Source organism: Dorea sp. 210702-DFI.3.17 (assembly GCF_020560825.1).
Taxonomy (GTDB): Bacteria; Bacillota; Clostridia; order Lachnospirales; family Lachnospiraceae; genus Dorea; species Dorea formicigenerans.
On sequence record NZ_JAJCNB010000021.1, the window covers coordinates 26257 to 46703 of the forward strand.

Sequence of the window (20447 nt, forward strand, 5' to 3'; positions counted from 1 at the left end):
TACCGGCACTTGAGCCAAATGAACATAAATTGCTGTTTGTTCATCTGGCTTATGGTTTGATGGAATGAAGGAGTAATAGAAAGAAGTATGAGTAAACCAACACTTGGAAATCCACAAAATACAATTGAAATATTGCAAAAGTATCATTTTAATTTTCAGAAGAAATTCGGACAGAATTTCCTGATTGACACGCATGTGCTTGAGAAGATCATCAGTGCGGCCGGAATTACAAAAGATGACATGGTTCTGGAGATTGGACCGGGAATCGGTACCATGACCCAATATCTGGCTGAGGCGGCAGGAAAGGTAGCTGCCGTGGAGATTGATAAGAATCTGATCCCGATTTTGGAAGATACCCTCAGCGAGTATGACAATGTCATGGTGATCAATGATGATGTTCTGAAAGTAGATATCCGTGGTCTTGTGGAGAAGGAGAACGGCGGACGTCCGGTGAAGGTGGTTGCGAATCTTCCATATTACATTACGACTCCGATCATTATGGGGCTGTTCGAAGGAAATGTTCCGGTTGAAAGTATTACGGTCATGGTGCAGAAGGAAGTTGCAGACCGTATGCAGACCGGACCGGGAAACAAGGATTACGGAGCATTGTCACTGGCTGTCCAGTACTATGCAGATCCGTATATAGTGGCAAATGTACCTCCGAACTGCTTTATGCCAAGACCGAAGGTTGGTTCCGCAGTCATTCGTCTTACAAGACATGCGGCTCCTCCGGTGAAAGTGGACAATGAGAAGTGGATGTTTGATATTATCCGAGCATCCTTCAACCAGAGAAGAAAGACACTGGCAAATGGATTGTCTAATTCTGACAAGATTGATTTGCCGAAAGATGTGATTACAGAAGCAATTGCAAAGCTTGGCAAAGGAGAAAGTGTTCGCGGTGAATCATTATCGCTGGAAGAATTTGCTGCGCTTAGCAACGACTTGTGGGAAAAGAAAGGGAGATGATTTATGGCAGGAAAGACAGTGAATAAAAGCGTAGACCGTGCATTATTTGAGATTACTCCGGAGATTCAGCATTTTGCAGGATTGTGTGAGAAGAATAATGCCATTGATAAAGAGCTGTATACTAAGTACGAAGTAAAAAGAGGGCTCCGTGACCTGAACGGAAAAGGTGTGCTTGCAGGACTGACCAATATTTCCGATGTTTGTGCCAAGAAGATTGTGAATGGCGAAGAAGTTCCATGTGCCGGCAATCTTTATTACAGGGGTTACAATATCAAAGATCTGGTTGGCGGTTTCTTGAAAGAAGATCATTTTGGATTCGAAGAGATTGCTTATCTGCTTTTATTTGGTGAACTTCCGAATAGTTCTGAACTTGAGATGTTCCATGAAACTCTGGTGGAGAGAAGAACGCTTCCGCCGAATTTTGTGCGTGACGTTATCATGAAGGCTCCGAGCGGCGACATGATGAACAGTCTGTCCAGAGAAATCCTGAATCTCTATTCCTACGATGATAAAGCAGACGATACGACCATCTCGAACGTACTGAGACAGTGTCTGAATCTGATCAGCCAGTTTCCGATGCTGATGGTCTATAGTTATCATGCATATAATTTCCGCATGGGAGAAGATTTGTACATTTATGCACCACAGCCGAATCTGTCCACAGCTGAGAATATTCTGATGATGCTCCGCGAGGATAAGAAATATACGAAGCTTGAGGCAAGGATCCTGGACATGGCACTGGTGCTCCACATGGATCACGGCGGTGGTAATAACTCAACATTTACCACTCACGTAGTTACGTCCTCAGGAACAGATACGTACTCTACAATGTCCGCAGCGATGGCATCTCTTAAGGGACCGAAGCATGGCGGTGCCAATATCAAAGTAACGCAGATGTTCGCAGACATGAAGGAAAAAATTTCCGACTGGACGGACGAAGACGAAGTACATCAGTATCTGGAAGACCTTTTGGATAAGAAAGCATTTGACCAGAAAGGGCTGATTTATGGCATGGGTCATGCGATTTATTCTGTATCCGATCCGCGTGCGGAGATTTTCAAGCAATTCGTAGAGCAGCTTGCGAAAGAAAAAGGACGGGAAGAAGAGTACGCACTGTATGCCATGGTAGAGTGCATGGCTCCACAGGTCATCGGCGAAAAGCGTAAAATTTATAAAGGTGTAAATGCAAATGTGGACTTTTACAGTGGTCTTGTGTATAGTATGCTGGATCTTCCGGCATCTCTTTACACTCCGATTTTTGCGGCGGCCCGTATTGTAGGCTGGAGCGCCCACAGACTGGAAGAGCTCAAGAATGTAGATAAGATTATCCGACCGGCTTATAAGCCGTTGTCTCCATACCGTGAGTATGTGAAGATGGAAGATCGTTAATCTCCGGTAAAAAAATAAAACCCTGCAGCGGCCCAAAGCTTGCGGGGTTTTACTTTGTTTTTGATAATAAAATTCCGTTTCTTTTACTTAGGATCATACAGCCTGAAGAACTGGTTTGTTACGGCTTAGATAGGCGACAAGGATGTCGAAAAATTCACCGGCCGTTGGACGGACATGTAATGGCCGGAACGAGTAGGACTGAAGCTGATCATAACCATTTTCCCAACAGACTCTTATAACAGTGCGGATATCACGTTCAACACTTCCGACTGTCGTCTTATACTTTCTGGCAATCTCCGGATAAAGCTGTTTACTGATGGCAAGCAGATATTCCTCGTCTGTCAGACATAATTCAATCCCATAACTTAGATAGCGATATCCCCTATATGTAGCACCTACTCCAAGGGTACGGATTACATAGTCAATGTCGTGAGTGTACATAGAAAACTCCCCCTTTACAAACTAGAAATTATGAAGTCTAAGTAAGTTTTATCTTTTGATATTTTATCAAAATTTATTGAAAATAAAGGGTCTTAGATTTCGTTTACATTATTTTAGACATTTTTCGACGTTATTCTTGAAAATATTCATCATTTCTTAAGAAATCCATTCCTATGTCTTAAATTTTATTTGCTAATCTTGTATAGTAGATATGAGAGGTGAAATGAGATGGCAAAAATATTAGTATGTGATGATGATAAAGAGATTGTAGAGGCAATCGAGATATATCTGACCCAGGATGGACATCAGGTTCTGGAAGCTTACGATGGAATCGAGGCAGTGGAGATCTTGAAAAAAGAAAGTGTAGATCTTCTGATCATGGATATCATGATGCCGAGAATGGACGGAATCAGGGCAACTTTAAAAATTCGCGAGAAGCACAATATTCCGATTATTATTCTGTCTGCGAAATCCGAGGATGCGGACAAGATATTGGGACTTAATATCGGAGCTGATGATTATATAACGAAACCATTTAATCCGCTGGAGCTGGTTGCCCGTGTGAAATCACATTTGCGCAGATATATGCAGCTTGGAAGCACGGCGATAAAGGAAAACGAGGCAATCTATACAGTCGGCGGACTGGCGATCAACGATGATCTGAAAGAAGTGACAGTAGATGGCGAGCCGGTGAAGCTTACCCCGATTGAGTACAACATTTTGCTGCTGCTTGTAAAGCATCAGGGCAAAGTATTTTCTATTGACCAGATATATGAAAATATCTGGAATGAAAATGCGGTGGGTGTTGATAATACAGTGGCAGTGCATATTCGTCATATCCGTGAGAAGATTGAGATCAACCCGAAAGAACCAAGATATCTGAAAGTCGTGTGGGGCGTAGGGTATAAGATCGAGAAGCAGTAAAAGCAGGTCAGTGTATGACCTGTAAGAAAAAAGTTAACAGAAGGGAGACGTTATGGAAAAGATATGGCATAAGAAAAAAAAGACCAGAATTTTGTTGATCATAATTGCAAATGTTATGGTTATTTCGATGATGCTCGGCGTTATGAGCATCATGTCTTACGCAGAACTTTTCGATGACCTTATAACAGGAAAACTTACGCAGAGCTATGAAGATTCCTATGACTTTGATACAGAGCTTATGAATAGTGCGTATCAAGTGATGTCCGGCATTGACAGTGAGCAGATGTTTGAGACAGATGGAAAGATTGACGAGGATAAGCTGGTCGATATTCAGGTATATAACAATAGTGAGACGATTAGTGGTCAGAATGAAAGTGGTCTTTCGTATCGACTGGGAGATTTGTTGAATTGGTATCAGAAATTGATCTACAGTGAGAGTACCAGTTATGTCGGAGATACACTTACAGATTCAGCAGAATTAGAAGGCAACGACGCAGAAGATCTGAAGGCTCCGATCGTTTGTAAATTATCAGATGGAAGTTATCATTACTATAGTCAGGATGATTTTAATGAAAAGGTGTTAAATGGTGAATTAAAATTTGTAATGACAGATGGAATAGGTGCGGAGACATCGGAGCAGATCTTAGATGAGCTGGAAAATGTGGATATATCAGATAGAAATGAAATGACGGAAGAGGAAAAGAATTTTCGGGGAATCGAAGATGCAGAGGGAACTATGCTCTATATAGATTGCTGGAAATATGATGGAGTGTTATTCCGTGAGGAGGCAGCTCCACTGGAAGCAGAAAATCTCTTGCAGATAGTGAATGAGAATTCCAACTGGAATGGCAGGCTCAATGAAGCTTATAATATGCTGGAAAGCTGTATTTATCAGATTGGAGACCGCTATGCAAATTATGAGAGCCTGACAGAGCAGTATAAAGAAGGAGATAGTAATTTTTTCTATTATTATTTAGATTTAAAGAGTGGAAAAGTTGTCACAAATCGGGAGGAGCTTGGGCAGGAAAATAATATTAATGATGTTGCTAAAAGTGTTCGTAAGATGGGGAAATATGTCATAATAAAATCAAAACTGTCAGAGTTTGAGACGAATATTCAGGAAGCAGATGCAGAACTATGGCAGTCACAGACCGTTTATCTGAGTAATGTAGATAAAGGAGAGTTTGTGTTTATGACAGGTGTGGATACGAAGTATCCTGTGAAAGATAGTTATTATAAAAATGCACATTTTTATGAAAAGTATAGTCCGTTTGTCCGAGGAGTCAGTGCAGGAATGATTTTGGCGTTTTTAATATTTTTTGCCAGTGTAGTATGGCTTGTTGTAATCGCAGGTCGAACGGAAAGAGATGGAGAACTGCATCTATATAAATTTGACAGATGTAAGACAGAAGTCGGAGCTGCAGCAGTTATATTTGCATGGTTCGTACCGTCACTATTGACTGTGCTTTTCATGGGAGCTGCGGGAATTATCTCCCAGAAAACATTTGCAGTAAGAAATGGTATTCTTTCTTACGAAACATTTTTTGGAATGATTGGATTCGGAGGACTTGCAGTCTATACATGTAATATGTTTCTCGTTGGTATTTTGAGTCTGGCCAGAAGAATAAAAGCAGGAATTGCATGGAAGAACAGTTTTCTGTACAGTGTCGTAGAGTTTGTGAAATTATTGATTCGAAATGCCAGACACATAGCAAAAATAATTGTTTTATATCTTGCGTATGCAGCAGTACATTGGGTGGCATATCTGGCATCAGGCTGGCCAAGTGCATTTTGGTCATTCGTGATTTTCATTGTGCAGACAGCAGGATTTGTAATCCTTGTCAACTGGGCAGTCGGACGACAGAAAATTAAAGAAGGTATTGAGAAAATCAGTGAAGGTGAGCTGGATTACAAGATTGATCTCGAAGATATACATGGAGAACAACGCAAGATTGCAGAACAAGTCAATTCTATCGGAAGCGGACTTGATGCGGCAGTCGAGAAGAATATGAAAAGTGAGCGGTTAAAGACAGATCTGATTACAAATGTATCTCACGATATCAAGACGCCGCTGACCTCCATTATTAATTATGTAAATCTCTTGAAACAAGAAAAATTTGATGATCCGAAGATTCAAAGATATATTGAAGTTCTGGAAGAAAAATCTCAGAGACTGAAGACTTTGACAGAAGATGTTGTAGAGGCATCGAAAGTCAGCTCAGGTAATATTTCTCTCGAGTTTATGAATATTAATATGATAGAACTCATCCAGCAGACGAGCGGAGAATTTGAAGAAAAATTCCAGGCCAGAAATCTGACACAGATCATGAATTTCCCGGAAGAAGATGCGATTGTTCGGGTAGACGGAAGAAGAATGTGGCGCGTGCTTGCAAATATTTATAATAATGCTGCAAAATATGCTATGGAAGGAACACGCATCTATGCAGATCTGCAGACACTGGACGGAAAAGTAATCTTCAGTCTGAAAAACATATCTGAGCAGCCACTTAACATTTCCTCGGCAGAAGAACTGACTGAACGATTCATCCGCGGCGACCTGTCACGAAGTACCGAAGGAAGCGGACTTGGATTGTCTATTGCGAAGACATTGACCACAATGATGGGTGGAACATTTGATTTGTATCTGGACGGTGATCTATTCAAAGTCGTGATTATATTTGATAAAATAGATTGATAAATTTTTAGTTAGGGACGTAGCATTTCGCCAAAGTACTACGTCCCTAACTTTAATTTGCCTTGTCCCCAATCAACTTTTACCCTGTCCCAAATTGACTTTTTCCCGTACCGCTAGTACAATATTACTACTATGAATGAATTAAAAAATATATTAGAACAAAATTTAAATGACAATTTTATATCGGCGGTTTTGAGTAATCCGAGAGATGAGAAGCTCTCGGCAAAGGTTAAGGTGCGCCCGGTGCTCATGAAAGATACAAGGGTCTATCAGATGGAGACGTTTCGTGGGAATCAGGCATTTCATGAGAATTTAAGTGCGGATGAGGCGTGCGAAAAGATGCTGGAGTCTATGGAGAATATGAAGCAGATGCAGCTTGTGACGGCGGATGCGGAATTTTCAGTGCTTATCAGCAAGAAGGGAAAGGTTACGATTAAGAAGAAGCAGAAGAAAGCAAAGATGCGCCCGCTGGATCTGAATCATAACCGGAAGAAACAATATATCCTGCAGGAAGGTGTACCGGTTCCGTTTTTACAGGATCTTGGTGTTATGACGGAGGAAGGAAAGATTGTGCATGCAAGGTTCGACAAGTTCCGGCAGATCAACCGGTTCCTGGAATTTATCGAGGATATTTTACCACAGCTTGATTCTGGAAGAGAGCTTACAATTCTGGATTTTGGCTGTGGAAAGTCTTATCTTACATTTGCTATGTATTATTATCTTCATGAGCTGAAATCTTATGACATCCGGATCATCGGTCTGGATCTGAAGACGGATGTAATCCGGAAATGTAACGAGCTGGCGAAGAAGTATCAGTATGATAAGCTGACGTTTCTGGAGGGAAATATTGCAGACTATACGGGCGCGGAGGAAGTAGATATGGTTGTGACACTTCATGCCTGTGATACAGCAACGGATTTTGCGCTGGCAAAAGCAATTGGCTGGAATGCGAAGGTTATTTTATCGGTGCCTTGCTGCCAGCATGAACTGAACCGGCAGATGAAGAACGATGTGCTTTCGCCGATCATGAATTATGGACTTTTGAAAGAACGTATGGCGGCGCTTGTGACAGATGGATTACGTGCGGAGTATCTAAAGAGGGAGGGATACGACGTGCAGGTTCTGGAATTTATTGACATGGAACATACACCGAAAAATATTCTGCTTCGTGCGGTGAAAACAGGTCGTCGGGCAGACAATGAAGAGAGCATCCGCGCATGCGAGACATTTCTTCGCGTGACACCGACACTGGGGAGACTGCTAGACGAAAAAGGGGAGCTTTAAATGAAATGGAAAAATCGCGTGATCCACGCAGGGGTACTGGTTCTGGTATTTCTTGCTGCGGTGGTCATATTTGGCTATGTGACAAATAAAAAGAACAGTAACATGACGACAGATATGGGGGCAGCAACACGTCCCCAGATTGCGTTTTCTTATAACGGTTATTCGCTCAATGACCTGCCCGGATATAAGAATGAGATGGATTTGACAGGCGTACGTGATTCCATCACACCGGTCAGCAATGGCCAGCTTCAGGTCACCATTAAAGCTTATGAAAATGTGATCGACAGCCTGGACTATACGGTTTATTCGATCGATGGCAAAGAAAAGCTGTTGGAACAAAAGGTGAAGAAGCCAGGAGAGAATGCAACGCTGGAAGTAGGAAATGTCGATGGTGAAAATATTTTGTCTGAGGAGCGTATGCTTCAGATCACGCTGCATATGGACAATCACGACATGTATTATTATACGAGAATCGTGGACGGAGCCAAGTTAAATGCGGCGCCAAGCCTGGATTATGTACAAAGTTTCCATGAAAATGCACTGGCGAAAGCGGAAGGTGTTGGAATTGGAACGGCGATTGAGCCCAGTGATGAAGGAGACAACACGACATTACAGCATGTGACGATCCACTCAGATTACACGCATGTAACATGGGGAGATCTGGCCCCGAAGGTTGATGGAAGTGAGCGTTGGACGATTAAAGAGTTGAACAGCACATATATGGCAGTGGAGCTGGAATATCGTGTGAACTGTACTGGTGAGGAAAATGAGCAAGACGAATACCAGGTGCGGGAATATTTCCGTGTGCGTTACATTTCCGGAAGTCAGAAGACATATCTGTTAGATTATGACCGGACGATGGACCAGATATTTGATGCGACGAAGAAGGTGTTGAATGAAAAAGGTGTACTTCTTGGCATCACAGACAAGAATCCGGTCTACATGGTAAATAAAAACGGAACCGTTGTGTCATTTGTGCAGGCGGGAGAACTATGGAATTATAATCGTGACCGAGATGAAGTTTCTCTTGTGTTCAGCTTTGCAGATGCGGAGAATACGGATATCCGGAATATGCTGATGCAGCATGATATTAAGATTTTAAATGTAGACGAAAAGGGAAATACAACATTTGCCGTATGCGGATACATGAACCGGGGCAGCCATGAAGGTGAGACTGGATCAGCAGTCTACTATTATAATATTGAACAGAATTCTGTTGAGGAAAAATTATTCGTATCCAGTGACAAGGCTTATGACCGTGCCCAGGAAGAAGTGGGCGGACTGGTCTACTATAATGTAGAAAATGGCTGTCTGTATACGATTGCAGATGACGTACTCTACAAAATGGATATGAATAAAGGTACGAAAAAGGAGCTTGCGACAGGACTGAATGAAGATCAGTATGTTGCAAGCGAAGATGGACATCTGGTAGCTTATGAGAAAGAAGATCCTTCGAAGTCCAAGTCTGTGACAGTTATGAATCTGGAGACTGATCAAGAATATGAAGTGACTTGCAAAGATGGCGAGTGTATCAAACCACTTGGCTTCATGGATGGTGATTTTGTCTACGGTGTTGCAAAAACGGAAGAAGTCGGAACAACACTGTCAGGAGCCCAGGTCATTCCGATGTATAAAGTGGAGATTACAAGTAGTAAAGATAAGGTGATCAAAACTTATGAACAGTCAGGAATCTATATGTTAAGTGCTACATTTGAGGATAATATGATCACCCTTGACCGTGCGGTAAAAGACGGCGATACTTACACCGGAACAGCACAGGATTATATTACAAGCAGCGAAGAGGCGAAAGAAAGCAATATTTATGTGCAGACATATAAAACAGATCTGAAAGAGACACAGGTTCGCCTGACGTATGATGATGGCATTTCTGACAAGGAGCCGAAGCTATTAAAACCGAAACAGGTGGTACTTGAAAATGTTCCACAGGTCAGTCTGGACCGCAAAAAAGAAACAGACGCATTTTATGTGTATGGTCATGGAAGGCTTCAGGGAACTTATAATACTGCAGGAAAAGCGATTCAGAAAGCCAATGACTGTGGCGGAGTCGTGATTGATGCTGATCAGAATTACATCTGGGAGCGTGGAAACCGTGATCTGAAATATTCGATTGACACGGAAGATGCAGATACAGAACAGCTCAGACAGGCACTCGCAGGTGGAAAATCTGCGGTCGATGCAATTGCAGAAGTTTATGGAAGCGTGATGGATTTAAGTGGCTGTACGATAGACGAACTGCTTTACAATGTTAATCAGGGACGACCGTTAATTGCCGTCTTAGATGCGCAAACAACGTTGATGATTGTTGGTTATAGTGACGGAATAGTCAGCTGTGAAGATATCGGAAGCGGTGCACGCAGCAATCATGCACAAAGTGACTTTGCAAATGTCAGTGTATATCTGGCAGCAAAATAGAAGTGAAATATATATCAGCTGGGAGTCAATCTCCCAGCTGATATAGCTTCCGGCAGGGCGCACATTGTCCGGTGGACAATGGTTTTGCGCCGACCGAAACGGAGTGTAGACTTGCAGAGGTGCGCAGTAGAAGTATGTCATGCAATTGCATGACGCGCACCTCGCAGCAAGAATGCCGAGGTAATCTTGAATTTACTGTGCAAATAATGTCTTTGCGTATTTCTTTAATGCAAAGTAAAGTACCATTCCGAGTACTGCACAGGAAATGATCTCGCCAATACCAACCGTGCACATCATAAATGGAATTGGAAGTGCAACTCCGTATCCGTAACGCAGAACGAACGGAACAATCAAGATGTTTGCAACAATCGGTGGAATCGGGGCAAGGTAAGGACTCTTCTCGCGAAGTTTCCATGTAAAGAAAGCTCCGATCAATGTTGCAATACTTCCAAAGATAATGTCAGGGAGTATTGCACCGCCGAGGATATTACCTATCAGGCAGCCGATAAATAATCCTGGAATTGCTGCTGGTGTGAATACCGGAAGAATGGTCAGGGCTTCTGAAATACGAACCTGTACCTCTCCGAATGAAAATGGTGCGAATACATAAGTGAGCACCACATAGATAGCTGCAATCATAGCAGCCTGTGTCATGAAACTGATGTTTTTGTTCTTCATTTTTAATTCTCCTTTAGTTTTGTTTTACGAGTGGAAGGTCACGAACACTCGATTCATTTTACGCCGGGAATCGGCGAAACCCCTATAAGACCTTGTTTTTTCAGGGTTTTACATCGGGTGATAGTATAGCATGGAAGATAGAAAAAATCAAGGAAAGTACCAAAAAAGTACAAAATGGGAAAAGAGATGGCAGCAAGCAGAGGAGATTGAAGCGTTTAAACACAAGTTTAAAATTGAGTATAGCAAAGCAATAAATGCAATAGTTCTATAGCTGCCACCAGCCTTTTGGCCTGGTGGCATTTGGGGCTAGGAACTAATTCATATTTAAATATTTTTCTTTTCTTTCTAATTCGTTATATAAGCGTTGTCGTTGTACTTGCAAGTAATTAGTTATGAAGTTAAAGCATTCGAATATACGATCTGCATCAACAATGAATGTTTTATTGTAAATTTTGATTTTAAATTTTATATCAGCGATTGTGCATTCTTTTCCATTTACGATTTGTTTGCCGAGTAAAGAAGTTTTATCAAATACGGATACCCCGAAATTTTCTTTTTTAACAAGTTGCTCACCCGTATTTGTAATAATTATACAAGACTCTATAGTAAGCCCATTGTAATGTGCATAACGAAGAATGCATTCTTCCATTTCATTAATACCAGTAATCATTGCTGTATGCATATCTTCCATTGTTTTATGATTGCTTTCACATAGCAAATATGCTTCTCTTACATGTAAGTGTTTGGAAAATAATTTTGCTGCTTTAATGGTCATTGGTTTTTGCCCTACAACAATATTGCTAATATATTGTTGTGTATATCCAGTTAAGGAAGATAATTCGTTTTGTGTCATGTTAGAATTATTTAGGCATTCTTTTAAACGGATTCCACATTCTTTGTTTAATTCTGATTTTATCATAGTTTATCCCACCTGTTTTTACTATTTTATTTAAACAAAATAAAGTTTAATAGCTGTTTGAAAATATTATAACTTTAGTTTAAAATTAAGTCAAGAATGATTAATAAATAATGATAAACGAAAGGGAAGACATGATGAAAAACAGAACGAGCACAGCAGCAATTGGAGAATCTAGATTAATGGACACGGAGGAGTTAAGAGCATATACCAATCTTGGACGGAATAACGCAATGAAACTTGGTGAAGAGATTGGGGCAAAAGTTCAAATCGGACGCCGGGTATTGTGGGATCGTGTAAAGATAGATCAGTATTTCAATTCATTAACAGGAGTAAAATAATGCAGAATCAAAACAGAAATAACCGAGTGCACACAGAGGGACAGTCCGGCAAGACTGATTTCTTAATTGAGGGACTGCTGCCAGTTGGTAAAGAAAATGCAGTCACTACGCAGGAGCTTGTGAAAATGACTGGGTGTGGGTCAGCAAGAGAGCTTCAGCAGCGGATAGCCTATGAGCGGGAACACGGCGCAATTATTTGTTCCGGATCCGGCCGAGGTTATTGGAGACCGAAAGACAGGAAAGAGATACAGGAATTTGTACATACAATGAATGCCAGGGCGTTGAATACCCTAAAGGCGGTCAAGAGTGCAAAAAGAGCCTTGAAAGTACCGGAGGGGCAGCAGTCAATGAAAGGAGAAAGCATAAATGGCAAATAGAAGAATGTTTTCAAGAGATATTGTTTGCTCAGACCATTTTCTCGATATGCCGTCTTCTGCTCAAGCGTTGTATTTTCAATATGGATTAGAGGCTGATGATGACGGGTTTGTGAGTGCACCAAAGAAAATTATCCGCTTAACAAATGCTTCGGAAGACGATTTGAAAATTTTGATTGCAAAAGGTTTTATTATTCCATTTGATAGTGGAGTTGTTGTTATACGTGACTGGAAAATAAACAATTATTTGAGAAAAGATCGTTATACACCCACGCGATTTAAAGCAGAATTGGAACAGTTAGATACGGTTGATGACCGCTATCAATTGCACATGACTTCAAATGGTATACCAATCAGCAACCACATGGTAGGCATTACGGATACCCAGGTTAGGTTAGGTAAGGATAGTATAGGTAAGGATAGTATAAATAATAAGGGGGGAAAATCGTCCCGATTTATCCCGCCCACTGTGGAAGAAGTACGAGAATATTGTCTTGAACGTGGAAATAATGTTGATGCTCAATGTTTTGTTGATTTCTATTCTTCAAAAGGGTGGTATGTTGGTAAGTCGAAAATGAAAGATTGGAAAGCATCTGTAAGAACATGGGAAAAAAGAAGACAGGTAGATAGTAATAACCTGCAAGCAGATAGAAATGAACTGGGGGAATGGTTGAATGCTTAGAGAGGAAGCGGCAAGATTATTGATGATGATACAGGGAGCATATCCAAACTATAAACCATTGGATAAAAGTGTTGCAGTTAATACATGGCATTTAGCTTTATCTGATATTTCGTTTGATTTGGCACAACAGGCGTTTATCACCTATTTGCGTTCAGATACGAGCGGTTTTGCACCGGCACCGGGACAATTAATAGCACGAGTACAGGAATTGAGTATACCAAAGCAAATGAATGAGCTTGAGGCGTGGACGCTTGTAGAAAATGCAGTTCGGAATAGCGCATATAATTCAGAGGCTGCATTTTCAAAATTACCGCCATTGATTCAAAAAGCAGTTGGCTCTCCGGGACAACTTAGAGCGTGGGCAACTGATGAGGATTATAACAGCCAAGTGGCTTCATCTAACTTTATGAGGGCATATCGAAGCGAGGCAGCGCAGCAAACAGAGTATGATAGGTTGCCGGACGATTTAAAAAATAGAATTGCTCAAGTCAATGCAAGTTCGTACTCAGCTCAAATCCAGCATAAAAATCAAGAGGCAATAAAGATTGCATTAAATCAAGAACCTGCCAAAATTGAAGCAAATAGAGAGGTTACAAGTATATCAGAACAAAGTGATAGTAAATTGCAAGAATTGAAAACAGAGTTGCGATCAAAAAAGTGAATAAATATATACCTTGCAGCAGAGGACGCCTCACGACAGCAAGGTGACCTCTGCATTTATTTTAGTATTCATGGAGAAAGAAACAATGGTGATAACAAACGAACAGCTTGTAGCAAGGATCCAGGCCGGAGAAGAGACTGTTGCCAATATGCTGCAATTATGGCAGCAGACAAAGGCCTTTGTGGCAAAGCTGGCCAAGAAGTATAAAGGCTATGCGGAGTTTGATGATCTGATGCAGGAGGGGTATTTAGGACTGAATGAAGCAGTCAATCATTATGATGTAAGCCAGCATATCCCGTTTATCAATTATGCAGCATACTGGATAAAACAGCGCATGCAGCGTTTTACTGAGCGCAACAGCACGGTCCGGTTGCCCTCTGACATGTATCATTCTGTAATGAAGTATCGGCGGATTGTCGGAGAGTATATGAAAATGTATAACCGTGACCCCTCTGATTATGAATTACGAGGACTTTTAGACGTAAGCTGGGAAGAACTTACACGCATACAGGAAAATGCAAAGAGAGGGCAAACAAGAAGCCTCAGCGAAGTGATAGGCGAAGAAAGTGAAGACTTCACACTTGAGGATACGCTGGCATCAAATCAAGACCTGGAGGAAGACGTGATCCGGTTGTGTGATTTACAGGCAATGCAGAAAAACATGAGGGAGACAATTGATAATTTACCGGAGGGACAGGCGCAGGTGATACGTTGGAGATACTACGACCGCCTCACTCTGCGGGAGATTGGAGAGAAGCTTGGTTGCTCTGAGTCAAAGATAAGAGAGACGGAGAGAAAGGCAATGAGGAAACTCAGGGCGCCACATACAAGCAGGAAGTACCAAGCATATCATGAACAATATCTAACACCGTACCCGATTTATCATATTGGTGTTGAAAGCTTCCAGCGTACCGGATTCAGTGAGGTGGAACGTGCTGTTTTAGGTTGGGGAGATTGATGAAAATTAATGTGAAATGGGAATGAACACCAGACGAACCCGAGAGATCCACAGCGGGATCACGGAAAACTTGATGAAATTTAATATCTGAATGAGCATCGTGTGTTTTTCTTCACAGTGACAGTGTGAAGGTCATTCTTGTATGCACCGGGGAGGAGATGCCCGTGAAGTGAGAGGAAAGTGAGAAGACTCAACGCAAAATTGCGTTCGCCGAGTGTGGTGAAGCAAGAGAGAACCAAGAGAAATTACGAACGAACAAAGGCTGAACAACGGGGGAACTACGGGAGGTGAGTGAAGTGAAGGAAAGGCAGAGAAGATTTGCTGATGAATATTTGATAGATTTAAACGCAGAAGCGGCAGCAGTCCGCGCCGGGTATTCTCCGAGGTACGCAAGAGGAAACGCATATAAACTGGTTGCAAGAAGTGGCATCAAGGAATATATAGCGAAACGAATGGCTGAGAAAGAGTCGGAGCTGATAGCAGATCAGGACGAAGTATTGAGATACTTAACTGCAGTAATGCGTGGAAAATCCACAGCAGAGGAGATTGTAGTTGAAGGCACAGGTGATGGTTGCAGTGAAGCGAGGACAATGGAAAAAGCCCCGTCAGAAAAAGAAAAATTGAAAGCTGCAGAGCTTCTGGGCAAGAGATATGCGTTATTCACAGATAAGGTTGAAACAGATGTGGATATGGATTTGAATATTACAATTGATTACGGAGAATAATGAGTTGAAATAGAGAGCACGCCCCGTATTAGGGTTACCTTAGCCGTCCAGTGCAGATTTACACACGAGACTATAGGTTTCCTCAAAATTGAGGAGGGTTTCACTATTTCAGATAGCCCTGTTAAAAAGCCGGCAATGAAATACTGAGCCGGATTTTTGGTCGAGCGGATAATATTGGACTGCTGCCACTGTGAAAATCTGATTGCTTAGAGAATGGCAGTATGTTATATTGTGAGTAGAGCAATCGTGTTACAGGGTGGCTGGCCTCTATTCTACATAGAATGGGGGTGGTGCTGATGGACAATAATCATTTTGATTTCAACGACCTTATGGCGTTTGGTATGTTCATTCTCGCATTGCTGACATTCGTATTTACGTTTATCAGATAATGTTTTAAGGCATAGAAAAACCACCCCGGAACTTTGGCGAGCGAAGGAGTGGTGATTCTATAAATTCCAATTTACTTCGAGGTCAACCCACCTTGTGGGCGGTTGCTCTTTTTGTATCTTAAATATAGCATATCCGGCAGCAGGATGCAAGAGGGCGTTGAAATGGTTACTCTTTTGGACAAAACTGTCCGAAACTACCGAAATGGTACTTGAGCAGAACCAATGCGCCGGATCTGTATTATTCTTCAGATTTCTTCCCAATTTGGGAAAAAGTGCGATTATTCTTCAGAGTCACGCTCCATTGTTTCGTTAATTGCCCTGGTGACAAAATGATTCATACTTTCCCCTTGTTGTTCTGCATGAGCTTTAATAATAGACTTTTGCCCTTTAGGTACGCGAATGCGGATATCTTCAACGGATTCTTTGAGGTACTTTTCGGCCGCTTTTTTTTGAGCATCAGTGTAACGCGTTTTCTTTTCTGTTGGCATAATGTGTCACCTCCCTATAACAAAATTCTTTAGTGGATTCTTCTCCACCTTACAAGAATATTGTAGCAGAAGTAAATATATGTGTCCATAGATAAAATAGACAAAAATGGTGCACTATGTACCCATAGATTTTGTACGGTATGTCAATTGAAATCTATGGGTACATAGATTATAATATAGTTACAAGTTAAGGAAAGACAACAGCGAAGGGTGAAAACGATGTGGCGTAAGCGTACCGGAGACACCAATATAATACCGGACAAGGGAAAGCAAAGGTATACAAGAGGTTACTGAGATTGGTTTAAGACCTGCCGGAGCTGTTGGAACACCTGCAGAAAGGAGTACATAGGTTATGAAATACGATTTAAAGAGAATCATGCTGAATGCATGGAAGAACTACCGAAAGAATAATATCAGCTTTGCAGAAGCATTGCACAGAGCATGGCTGTCAGCCAAAGCCGAAGAAATCAACGCAGAGCGCATTGAGAGGAGCAAAGCGGCAGCAGGCGTAGCAGAGGAGACAAATACATGGTCTGGTTGGAAAAAGCTTGGATATGAAGTAATACACGGCTCTAAAGCATTATTTGGTTGCTCATTGATTTGGGGTTCCAAGGGTGATGGAGCAATTTACAAAGCAAGTTTCTTTGGCAGATCACAGGTACAAGAAATAACAGCATAAAAAGAGCCCCTTATCAGTGCTACCAACGCTGATAGGGGCAGTAGATGACTGGATTCCAGCCAACAAACATATTAATCATAACATGGAGTCCGGGGAAAGGACAAGAGAAAAATGGCCTACGAAGTAATTAATGAGAAACTGAAAGTAGAAGCGTGCAGGATTGGAGATCTGACAGAGGTGCTTGATATCCTGAAATATAGCTACATTAGTGAGGTGCCCCTTGAGGTTATACAGAGCATATTCCAAGAATATGATTCTGGCCTTATTGGTCTATGCCAGGTATTTATTTATGGCGTAATCGAGGGGAAGAGAGCAGAGAGAGCCAGGAGGGCGCAGCATCATGACTGAAAGAGATGTATTTGTGCAGGCAATTCCGCAGATCGCAGAAATGGTAGTTGAAGCTCGTAAGCTGACCGGAGAAGAGTTTCAGGAGTGGCATGATGAAGTAATGAAGTCTGTACCGGATAAGGCAAAACCATTTATCGAAAAGGTCTTTATGGTTGTTGCTGATAATTTATAAATAGGATTCTCGCCTTTCCGGGAAAGGTATTGGCGGACTGGAGCCGGACGGCGGAAATTTTGTAACACGATAACGCGCGCGAGGTGCGACATCGCACAAAACCACAAATACAGGGTGCACTCTCTGAACAGTGAGAAGTTGTAAGACTGCTGCCCTTCCTGGAACGATACACCAATATCCGAACAGGATGGCAGGAGGTCAAGACTCGGAAATACTCGGATTGAATGTATATTCTGACATTTCGGACACCCTAAAAAGGTGACAAAAACAAGAGCATAAAAACTTGAAAGAAGGTGATAACAAAAGCCCCAGGTGCGGCAACACCACGGGGCTAAAACAGAAATAACCCAATACACACAATAAAGGGTCAACATGATTATAACTGTCATGTTGGCTTATTGCAATACTTGAACTTATGTTCAGAAAGGAGTAGAGCATGGCAGTTGATAAGAGAGGTAGGAAGCTACCAAAGGGGATACAGCAACGATATGAAGGATATGAGGGACGCTTCATGTATCAGGGAAAAAGATACCTTGTGCATGGCAATACCATTACAGAGACGCAGAAGTATATAACAGAACTTAAGTATAAACTGGAGCATGGCATATATGTTACAAAAGAGAAAATTACTCTTGATGAATGGTATAAAATTTGGTTGGAGGAATATAAAAAGAATCGGGTGAAAATAGGAACCTATACGAGCTATGAAAAATATTATCAGAGCATTATAAAAAAGAGACTCGGCAGCAGGCAGATTTCGGAGCTCCGGGGCGAGCATATTCAAAAGTTATACAACGATCTGGTAAAAGAAGGATATGCATTATCAAGTATTAAAATTGTATCGGCTGTTTTAAACGGGTGCTTAAAGCAGGCCATGAAGAATGGATTGATTGAACGTAATCCGGTAAAGCTGGCAGAGTTACCACGGCAGACAGGAAAGAAAAAGGAGAGAATGGCCATGACAAAAGAACAGCAAGATCTATTTATGGAATATGCAAAAGAGAGTTATCTGTATCATTTTTTTGCGGTGATGCTTCGAACTGGTATGAGAAAAGGAGAAATGCAGGGGCTTAAGTATTCCGACATTGATAAGAAACAGAAACTGATTCATGTTCAAAGAACATTGAAATACATAGAGGGCAAGGGATATATGGAAGATACGCCAAAGACAAGAACTTCCGCCAGAGATATACCGTTGACTGCTGCCACATTGGAGCATATAGAAGCACAACGGAAATATTGGGGATTTAAAGTAGTAAGAATGGATCAGTATTTATTTTGCAATGAAGAGGGCGGACCGGTCAGCAGGGAACGGATACAGGCAGAGATTGACAGAACAATAAACCGGATTCGGGAAGCCGGGCATGATTTTCCGAGAATCACAAGCCATGTATTTCGCCATACATTTGCGACCAGGGCAATTGAAGCAGGTATGCAGCCACAGGTATTAAAAACAATACTGGGGCACAGTTCGCTTGCTATGACAATGGATTTATACAGCCATGTATTACCGGATACAAAGGCAGAGGAAATGGAGAAAATAGCGAATGCATTTTAGAGGGTATAGAAGCCCTCTCTTTTTTTGTGGCAGTACAAAAAAAGTACCAAATTGCATAAACGGGGATAAATTAAGATAAAAAATAAAAGCCTGAAAACACAGTGCTTTCTAGGCTAAATAAACAAAGATAAACCTATATAAATAGGAAGAAAAAGAAGTTTTGTTTTACGAGTGGAAGGTCACGAACACTCGATTCATTTTACGCCGGGAATCGGCGAAACCCCTATAAGACCTTGGCTTAACAGTGATAAGGAACTAATTTACTTATCAACTGTTAGCTGACGGTTTCCGGGGTGCATACGGACAAATCCCGTCTGATTTCTAACAGGAAGTCAGACGGGATTTTCGCTTTATATTTCGAATTATGGAAGACATACCATGAAAACCTTAATATCTTGTGCTTACACTATGGATAATTGCTGTGTGGAACTGAAATTCAGGGACGGCAGAATGATTGCGATTGACACTATCGCTGTTGAGAACGAGATTGCAGACAATATGTATCAGCGGTCAGAGTTGGATTATTTGATCTACAATGACCCGATAGCATATGCTGACTTGATATTGAATGGCGATCCCGAAACCTATCTGAAAACTGTAACAGAATACAAGCCTTTGGATAGCTGACAACACGCTGCCCGCAGGAGAAAATCCTGCGGGCGTTTTTCTGTTTATTTATTTATTTTCCTCCGTTGGATCTCAATTTTGGAAAGAAGATGACTATCTTAAAGCCCTTTCCCCACTGGGAAGCAGCTTCCAGACGAAGGTTTAGATCGTCAGCCATCTTCTTAACCAGGTAAAGCCCTATACCGGTAGCTTTCTTTCTGCTGTCAGTAGAATCCCCGGTAAAGCCCTTTTGAAAAATATACGGCAGATCATATTTTTTTACACCGATGCCGTTATCCTCAACTGAAAGGACATCTGCGGTCTCCGAATGTATCATAGAGATCGTTAGCATGGGACTATCGCTGCTATATTTTATGGCATTGCTCACGATCTGTCCCAACATAAACTGAAGCCCTCTACGGTCTGTATAGACTGTTTCAGATTGCAGTTTATTGAGAATTACAAACTGCTTTTCTTCCAGAAGTGGGGCATAGTCCTCCAGAACTTCCCCCAAGCACTGATTCAAATTGATATCCTCAAACTGATAATCCTTTGTACTGCTCTTTAACCGGGCATAGTATAACATTTGAGTGACATCCTCCTGAAGCTGACTGCGGACATAATCCAGCTTTGCTTGCAGGGGAGGAGATATTTCGTCGCTCCGATTATCCAGGAGCATGGTCAACAACGATAGGGGCGTTTTCGCTTCATGTGCCCAGCCCTCCACATATTCTTCATAG

23 protein-coding genes are annotated in these 20447 nt (G+C 41.7%); 18 read left to right on the forward strand and 5 right to left on the reverse strand.

What is annotated here, in order from left to right; all coding sequences use genetic code 11:
- Positions 1 to 87 precede the first annotated feature (87 nt).
- Positions 88 to 966 carry a 16S rRNA (adenine(1518)-N(6)/adenine(1519)-N(6))-dimethyltransferase RsmA gene (gene rsmA, locus LI149_RS10525; protein ID WP_005331837.1) on the forward strand — a complete coding sequence of 293 codons (879 nt, stop codon included), beginning with the start codon at positions 88 to 90 and terminating at the stop codon, positions 964 to 966.
- 3 nt (positions 967 to 969) lie between these two features.
- Positions 970 to 2355: a citrate/2-methylcitrate synthase gene (locus LI149_RS10530; protein ID WP_227143332.1), complete on the forward strand. Its 1386-nt coding sequence runs from the start codon at positions 970 to 972 to the stop codon at positions 2353 to 2355.
- 93 nt (positions 2356 to 2448) lie between these two features.
- Here LI149_RS10530 and LI149_RS10535 read toward each other — a convergent pair whose 3' ends face one another.
- Positions 2449 to 2796 carry a sporulation initiation factor Spo0A C-terminal domain-containing protein gene (locus LI149_RS10535; RefSeq protein ID WP_147567315.1) on the reverse strand — a complete coding sequence of 116 codons (348 nt, stop codon included), beginning with the start codon at positions 2794 to 2796 and terminating at the stop codon, positions 2449 to 2451.
- Between the two features lie 228 nt (positions 2797 to 3024).
- On the opposite strand from LI149_RS10535, the gene LI149_RS10540 reads away from it, so the two are divergent.
- From LI149_RS10540 to LI149_RS10555, 4 genes are all read left to right on the forward strand, one after another.
- Positions 3025 to 3720: a response regulator transcription factor gene (locus LI149_RS10540; protein WP_173786452.1), complete on the forward strand. Its 696-nt coding sequence runs from the start codon at positions 3025 to 3027 to the stop codon at positions 3718 to 3720.
- 52 nt (positions 3721 to 3772) lie between these two features.
- Positions 3773 to 6415 carry a HAMP domain-containing sensor histidine kinase gene (locus LI149_RS10545; RefSeq protein ID WP_227143333.1) on the forward strand — a complete coding sequence of 881 codons (2643 nt, stop codon included), beginning with the start codon at positions 3773 to 3775 and terminating at the stop codon, positions 6413 to 6415.
- A 132-nt stretch (positions 6416 to 6547) separates the two neighbouring features.
- Positions 6548 to 7699: an SAM-dependent methyltransferase gene (locus LI149_RS10550; RefSeq protein ID WP_227079406.1), complete on the forward strand. Its 1152-nt coding sequence runs from the start codon at positions 6548 to 6550 to the stop codon at positions 7697 to 7699.
- Positions 7700 to 10132 (forward strand): hypothetical protein, encoded by a 2433-nt coding sequence (locus LI149_RS10555; RefSeq protein ID WP_227079405.1) that lies wholly within the window; start codon positions 7700 to 7702, stop codon positions 10130 to 10132.
- Between the two features lie 192 nt (positions 10133 to 10324).
- Here the strand turns inward: LI149_RS10555 and LI149_RS10560 are convergent, their stop codons facing one another.
- A complete protein-coding gene (locus LI149_RS10560) occupies positions 10325 to 10810 on the reverse strand; it encodes a QueT transporter family protein (RefSeq protein WP_117613954.1) in 486 nt (161 codons plus the stop codon).
- Between the two features lie 130 nt (positions 10811 to 10940).
- On the opposite strand from LI149_RS10560, the gene LI149_RS10565 reads away from it, so the two are divergent.
- On the forward strand, positions 10941 to 11081 hold the full coding sequence (locus LI149_RS10565; protein ID WP_227079404.1) for a hypothetical protein: 141 nt from the start codon (positions 10941 to 10943) through the stop codon (positions 11079 to 11081).
- A gap of 42 nt (positions 11082 to 11123) precedes the next feature.
- On the opposite strand, the gene LI149_RS10570 is transcribed toward LI149_RS10565, so the two are convergent.
- Positions 11124 to 11729, reverse strand: coding sequence for a helix-turn-helix transcriptional regulator (locus LI149_RS10570; RefSeq protein WP_227079403.1), 606 nt, complete (start codon positions 11727 to 11729; stop codon positions 11124 to 11126).
- Positions 11730 to 11860: 131 nt separating this feature from the next.
- Between LI149_RS10570 and LI149_RS10575 the strand changes: the two genes are divergently transcribed.
- The 6 genes from LI149_RS10575 to LI149_RS10600 all read left to right on the forward strand — a co-directional run bounded on the left by LI149_RS10575 (position 11861) and on the right by LI149_RS10600 (position 15467).
- Positions 11861 to 12067, forward strand: coding sequence for a hypothetical protein (locus LI149_RS10575; RefSeq protein WP_227079402.1), 207 nt, complete (start codon positions 11861 to 11863; stop codon positions 12065 to 12067).
- The gene (locus LI149_RS10580; RefSeq protein ID WP_227079401.1) at positions 12067 to 12444 is read left to right on the forward strand and encodes a hypothetical protein; all 378 of its coding nucleotides are present in this window, start codon (positions 12067 to 12069) and stop codon (positions 12442 to 12444) included. Before LI149_RS10575 ends, LI149_RS10580 begins: the two co-directional genes overlap by 1 nt.
- Positions 12434 to 13123 carry a replisome organizer gene (locus LI149_RS10585; RefSeq protein ID WP_227143334.1) on the forward strand — a complete coding sequence of 230 codons (690 nt, stop codon included), beginning with the start codon at positions 12434 to 12436 and terminating at the stop codon, positions 13121 to 13123. Before LI149_RS10580 ends, LI149_RS10585 begins: the two co-directional genes overlap by 11 nt.
- Positions 13116 to 13784: a replicative helicase loader/inhibitor gene (locus tag LI149_RS10590; RefSeq protein ID WP_227078840.1), complete on the forward strand. Its 669-nt coding sequence runs from the start codon at positions 13116 to 13118 to the stop codon at positions 13782 to 13784. The genes LI149_RS10585 and LI149_RS10590 overlap by 8 nt, the downstream gene beginning before the upstream one ends.
- An 85-nt stretch (positions 13785 to 13869) precedes the next feature.
- Positions 13870 to 14742, forward strand: coding sequence for a sigma-70 family RNA polymerase sigma factor (locus tag LI149_RS10595; protein ID WP_227085813.1), 873 nt, complete (start codon positions 13870 to 13872; stop codon positions 14740 to 14742).
- A gap of 296 nt (positions 14743 to 15038) precedes the next feature.
- Complete coding sequence (locus LI149_RS10600) at positions 15039 to 15467, forward strand: terminase small subunit (RefSeq protein ID WP_227078838.1); 429 nt, start codon at positions 15039 to 15041, stop codon at positions 15465 to 15467.
- 667 nt (positions 15468 to 16134) lie between these two features.
- On the opposite strand, the gene LI149_RS10605 is transcribed toward LI149_RS10600, so the two are convergent.
- Complete coding sequence (locus tag LI149_RS10605; protein ID WP_227078837.1) at positions 16135 to 16344, reverse strand: hypothetical protein; 210 nt, start codon at positions 16342 to 16344, stop codon at positions 16135 to 16137.
- Positions 16345 to 16696: 352 nt separating this feature from the next.
- Between LI149_RS10605 and LI149_RS10610 the strand changes: the two genes are divergently transcribed.
- From LI149_RS10610 to LI149_RS10630, 5 genes are all read left to right on the forward strand, one after another.
- The gene (locus LI149_RS10610) at positions 16697 to 17023 is read left to right on the forward strand and encodes a hypothetical protein (RefSeq protein ID WP_227078836.1); all 327 of its coding nucleotides are present in this window, start codon (positions 16697 to 16699) and stop codon (positions 17021 to 17023) included.
- Positions 17024 to 17134: 111 nt separating this feature from the next.
- Positions 17135 to 17371 (forward strand): hypothetical protein, encoded by a 237-nt coding sequence (locus LI149_RS10615; protein ID WP_227078835.1) that lies wholly within the window; start codon positions 17135 to 17137, stop codon positions 17369 to 17371.
- Entirely contained in the window at positions 17364 to 17543 is a 180-nt protein-coding gene (locus LI149_RS10620) for a hypothetical protein (RefSeq protein WP_227078834.1), read from the forward strand. Before LI149_RS10615 ends, LI149_RS10620 begins: the two co-directional genes overlap by 8 nt.
- Before the next feature lie 436 nt (positions 17544 to 17979).
- Positions 17980 to 19101, forward strand: a complete 1122-nt coding sequence (locus LI149_RS10625; RefSeq protein WP_227078833.1) for a site-specific integrase — start codon at positions 17980 to 17982, stop codon at positions 19099 to 19101.
- Between the two features lie 378 nt (positions 19102 to 19479).
- On the forward strand, positions 19480 to 19728 hold the full coding sequence (locus tag LI149_RS10630; protein WP_085531192.1) for a DUF6061 family protein: 249 nt from the start codon (positions 19480 to 19482) through the stop codon (positions 19726 to 19728).
- Positions 19729 to 19780: 52 nt separating this feature from the next.
- Here LI149_RS10630 and LI149_RS10635 read toward each other — a convergent pair.
- Positions 19781 to 20447 (reverse strand): HAMP domain-containing sensor histidine kinase (locus LI149_RS10635; RefSeq protein ID WP_255647475.1); only part of this gene is annotated, 667 nt, incomplete at its 5' end.

Coding starts and splice junctions, on each gene's coding strand:
- rsmA (WP_005331837.1), top strand. CDS start 88: ATGAGTAAACCAACACTTGGAAATCCACAAAATACAATTGAAATATTG.
- LI149_RS10530 (WP_227143332.1), top strand. CDS start 970: ATGGCAGGAAAGACAGTGAATAAAAGCGTAGACCGTGCATTATTTGAG.
- LI149_RS10535 (WP_147567315.1), bottom strand. CDS start 2,796: ATGTACACTCACGACATTGACTATGTAATCCGTACCCTTGGAGTAGGT.
- LI149_RS10540 (WP_173786452.1), top strand. CDS start 3,025: ATGGCAAAAATATTAGTATGTGATGATGATAAAGAGATTGTAGAGGCA.
- LI149_RS10545 (WP_227143333.1), top strand. CDS start 3,773: ATGGAAAAGATATGGCATAAGAAAAAAAAGACCAGAATTTTGTTGATC.
- LI149_RS10550 (WP_227079406.1), top strand. CDS start 6,548: ATGAATGAATTAAAAAATATATTAGAACAAAATTTAAATGACAATTTT.
- LI149_RS10555 (WP_227079405.1), top strand. CDS start 7,700: ATGAAATGGAAAAATCGCGTGATCCACGCAGGGGTACTGGTTCTGGTA.
- LI149_RS10560 (WP_117613954.1), bottom strand. CDS start 10,810: ATGAAGAACAAAAACATCAGTTTCATGACACAGGCTGCTATGATTGCA.
- LI149_RS10565 (WP_227079404.1), top strand. CDS start 10,941: ATGGAAGATAGAAAAAATCAAGGAAAGTACCAAAAAAGTACAAAATGG.
- LI149_RS10570 (WP_227079403.1), bottom strand. CDS start 11,729: ATGATAAAATCAGAATTAAACAAAGAATGTGGAATCCGTTTAAAAGAA.
- LI149_RS10575 (WP_227079402.1), top strand. CDS start 11,861: ATGATGAAAAACAGAACGAGCACAGCAGCAATTGGAGAATCTAGATTA.
- LI149_RS10580 (WP_227079401.1), top strand. CDS start 12,067: ATGCAGAATCAAAACAGAAATAACCGAGTGCACACAGAGGGACAGTCC.
- LI149_RS10585 (WP_227143334.1), top strand. CDS start 12,434: ATGGCAAATAGAAGAATGTTTTCAAGAGATATTGTTTGCTCAGACCAT.
- LI149_RS10590 (WP_227078840.1), top strand. CDS start 13,116: ATGCTTAGAGAGGAAGCGGCAAGATTATTGATGATGATACAGGGAGCA.
- LI149_RS10595 (WP_227085813.1), top strand. CDS start 13,870: ATGGTGATAACAAACGAACAGCTTGTAGCAAGGATCCAGGCCGGAGAA.
- LI149_RS10605 (WP_227078837.1), bottom strand. CDS start 16,344: ATGCCAACAGAAAAGAAAACGCGTTACACTGATGCTCAAAAAAAAGCG.
- LI149_RS10610 (WP_227078836.1), top strand. CDS start 16,697: ATGAAATACGATTTAAAGAGAATCATGCTGAATGCATGGAAGAACTAC.
- LI149_RS10615 (WP_227078835.1), top strand. CDS start 17,135: ATGGCCTACGAAGTAATTAATGAGAAACTGAAAGTAGAAGCGTGCAGG.
- LI149_RS10620 (WP_227078834.1), top strand. CDS start 17,364: ATGACTGAAAGAGATGTATTTGTGCAGGCAATTCCGCAGATCGCAGAA.
- LI149_RS10625 (WP_227078833.1), top strand. CDS start 17,980: ATGGCAGTTGATAAGAGAGGTAGGAAGCTACCAAAGGGGATACAGCAA.
- LI149_RS10630 (WP_085531192.1), top strand. CDS start 19,480: ATGAAAACCTTAATATCTTGTGCTTACACTATGGATAATTGCTGTGTG.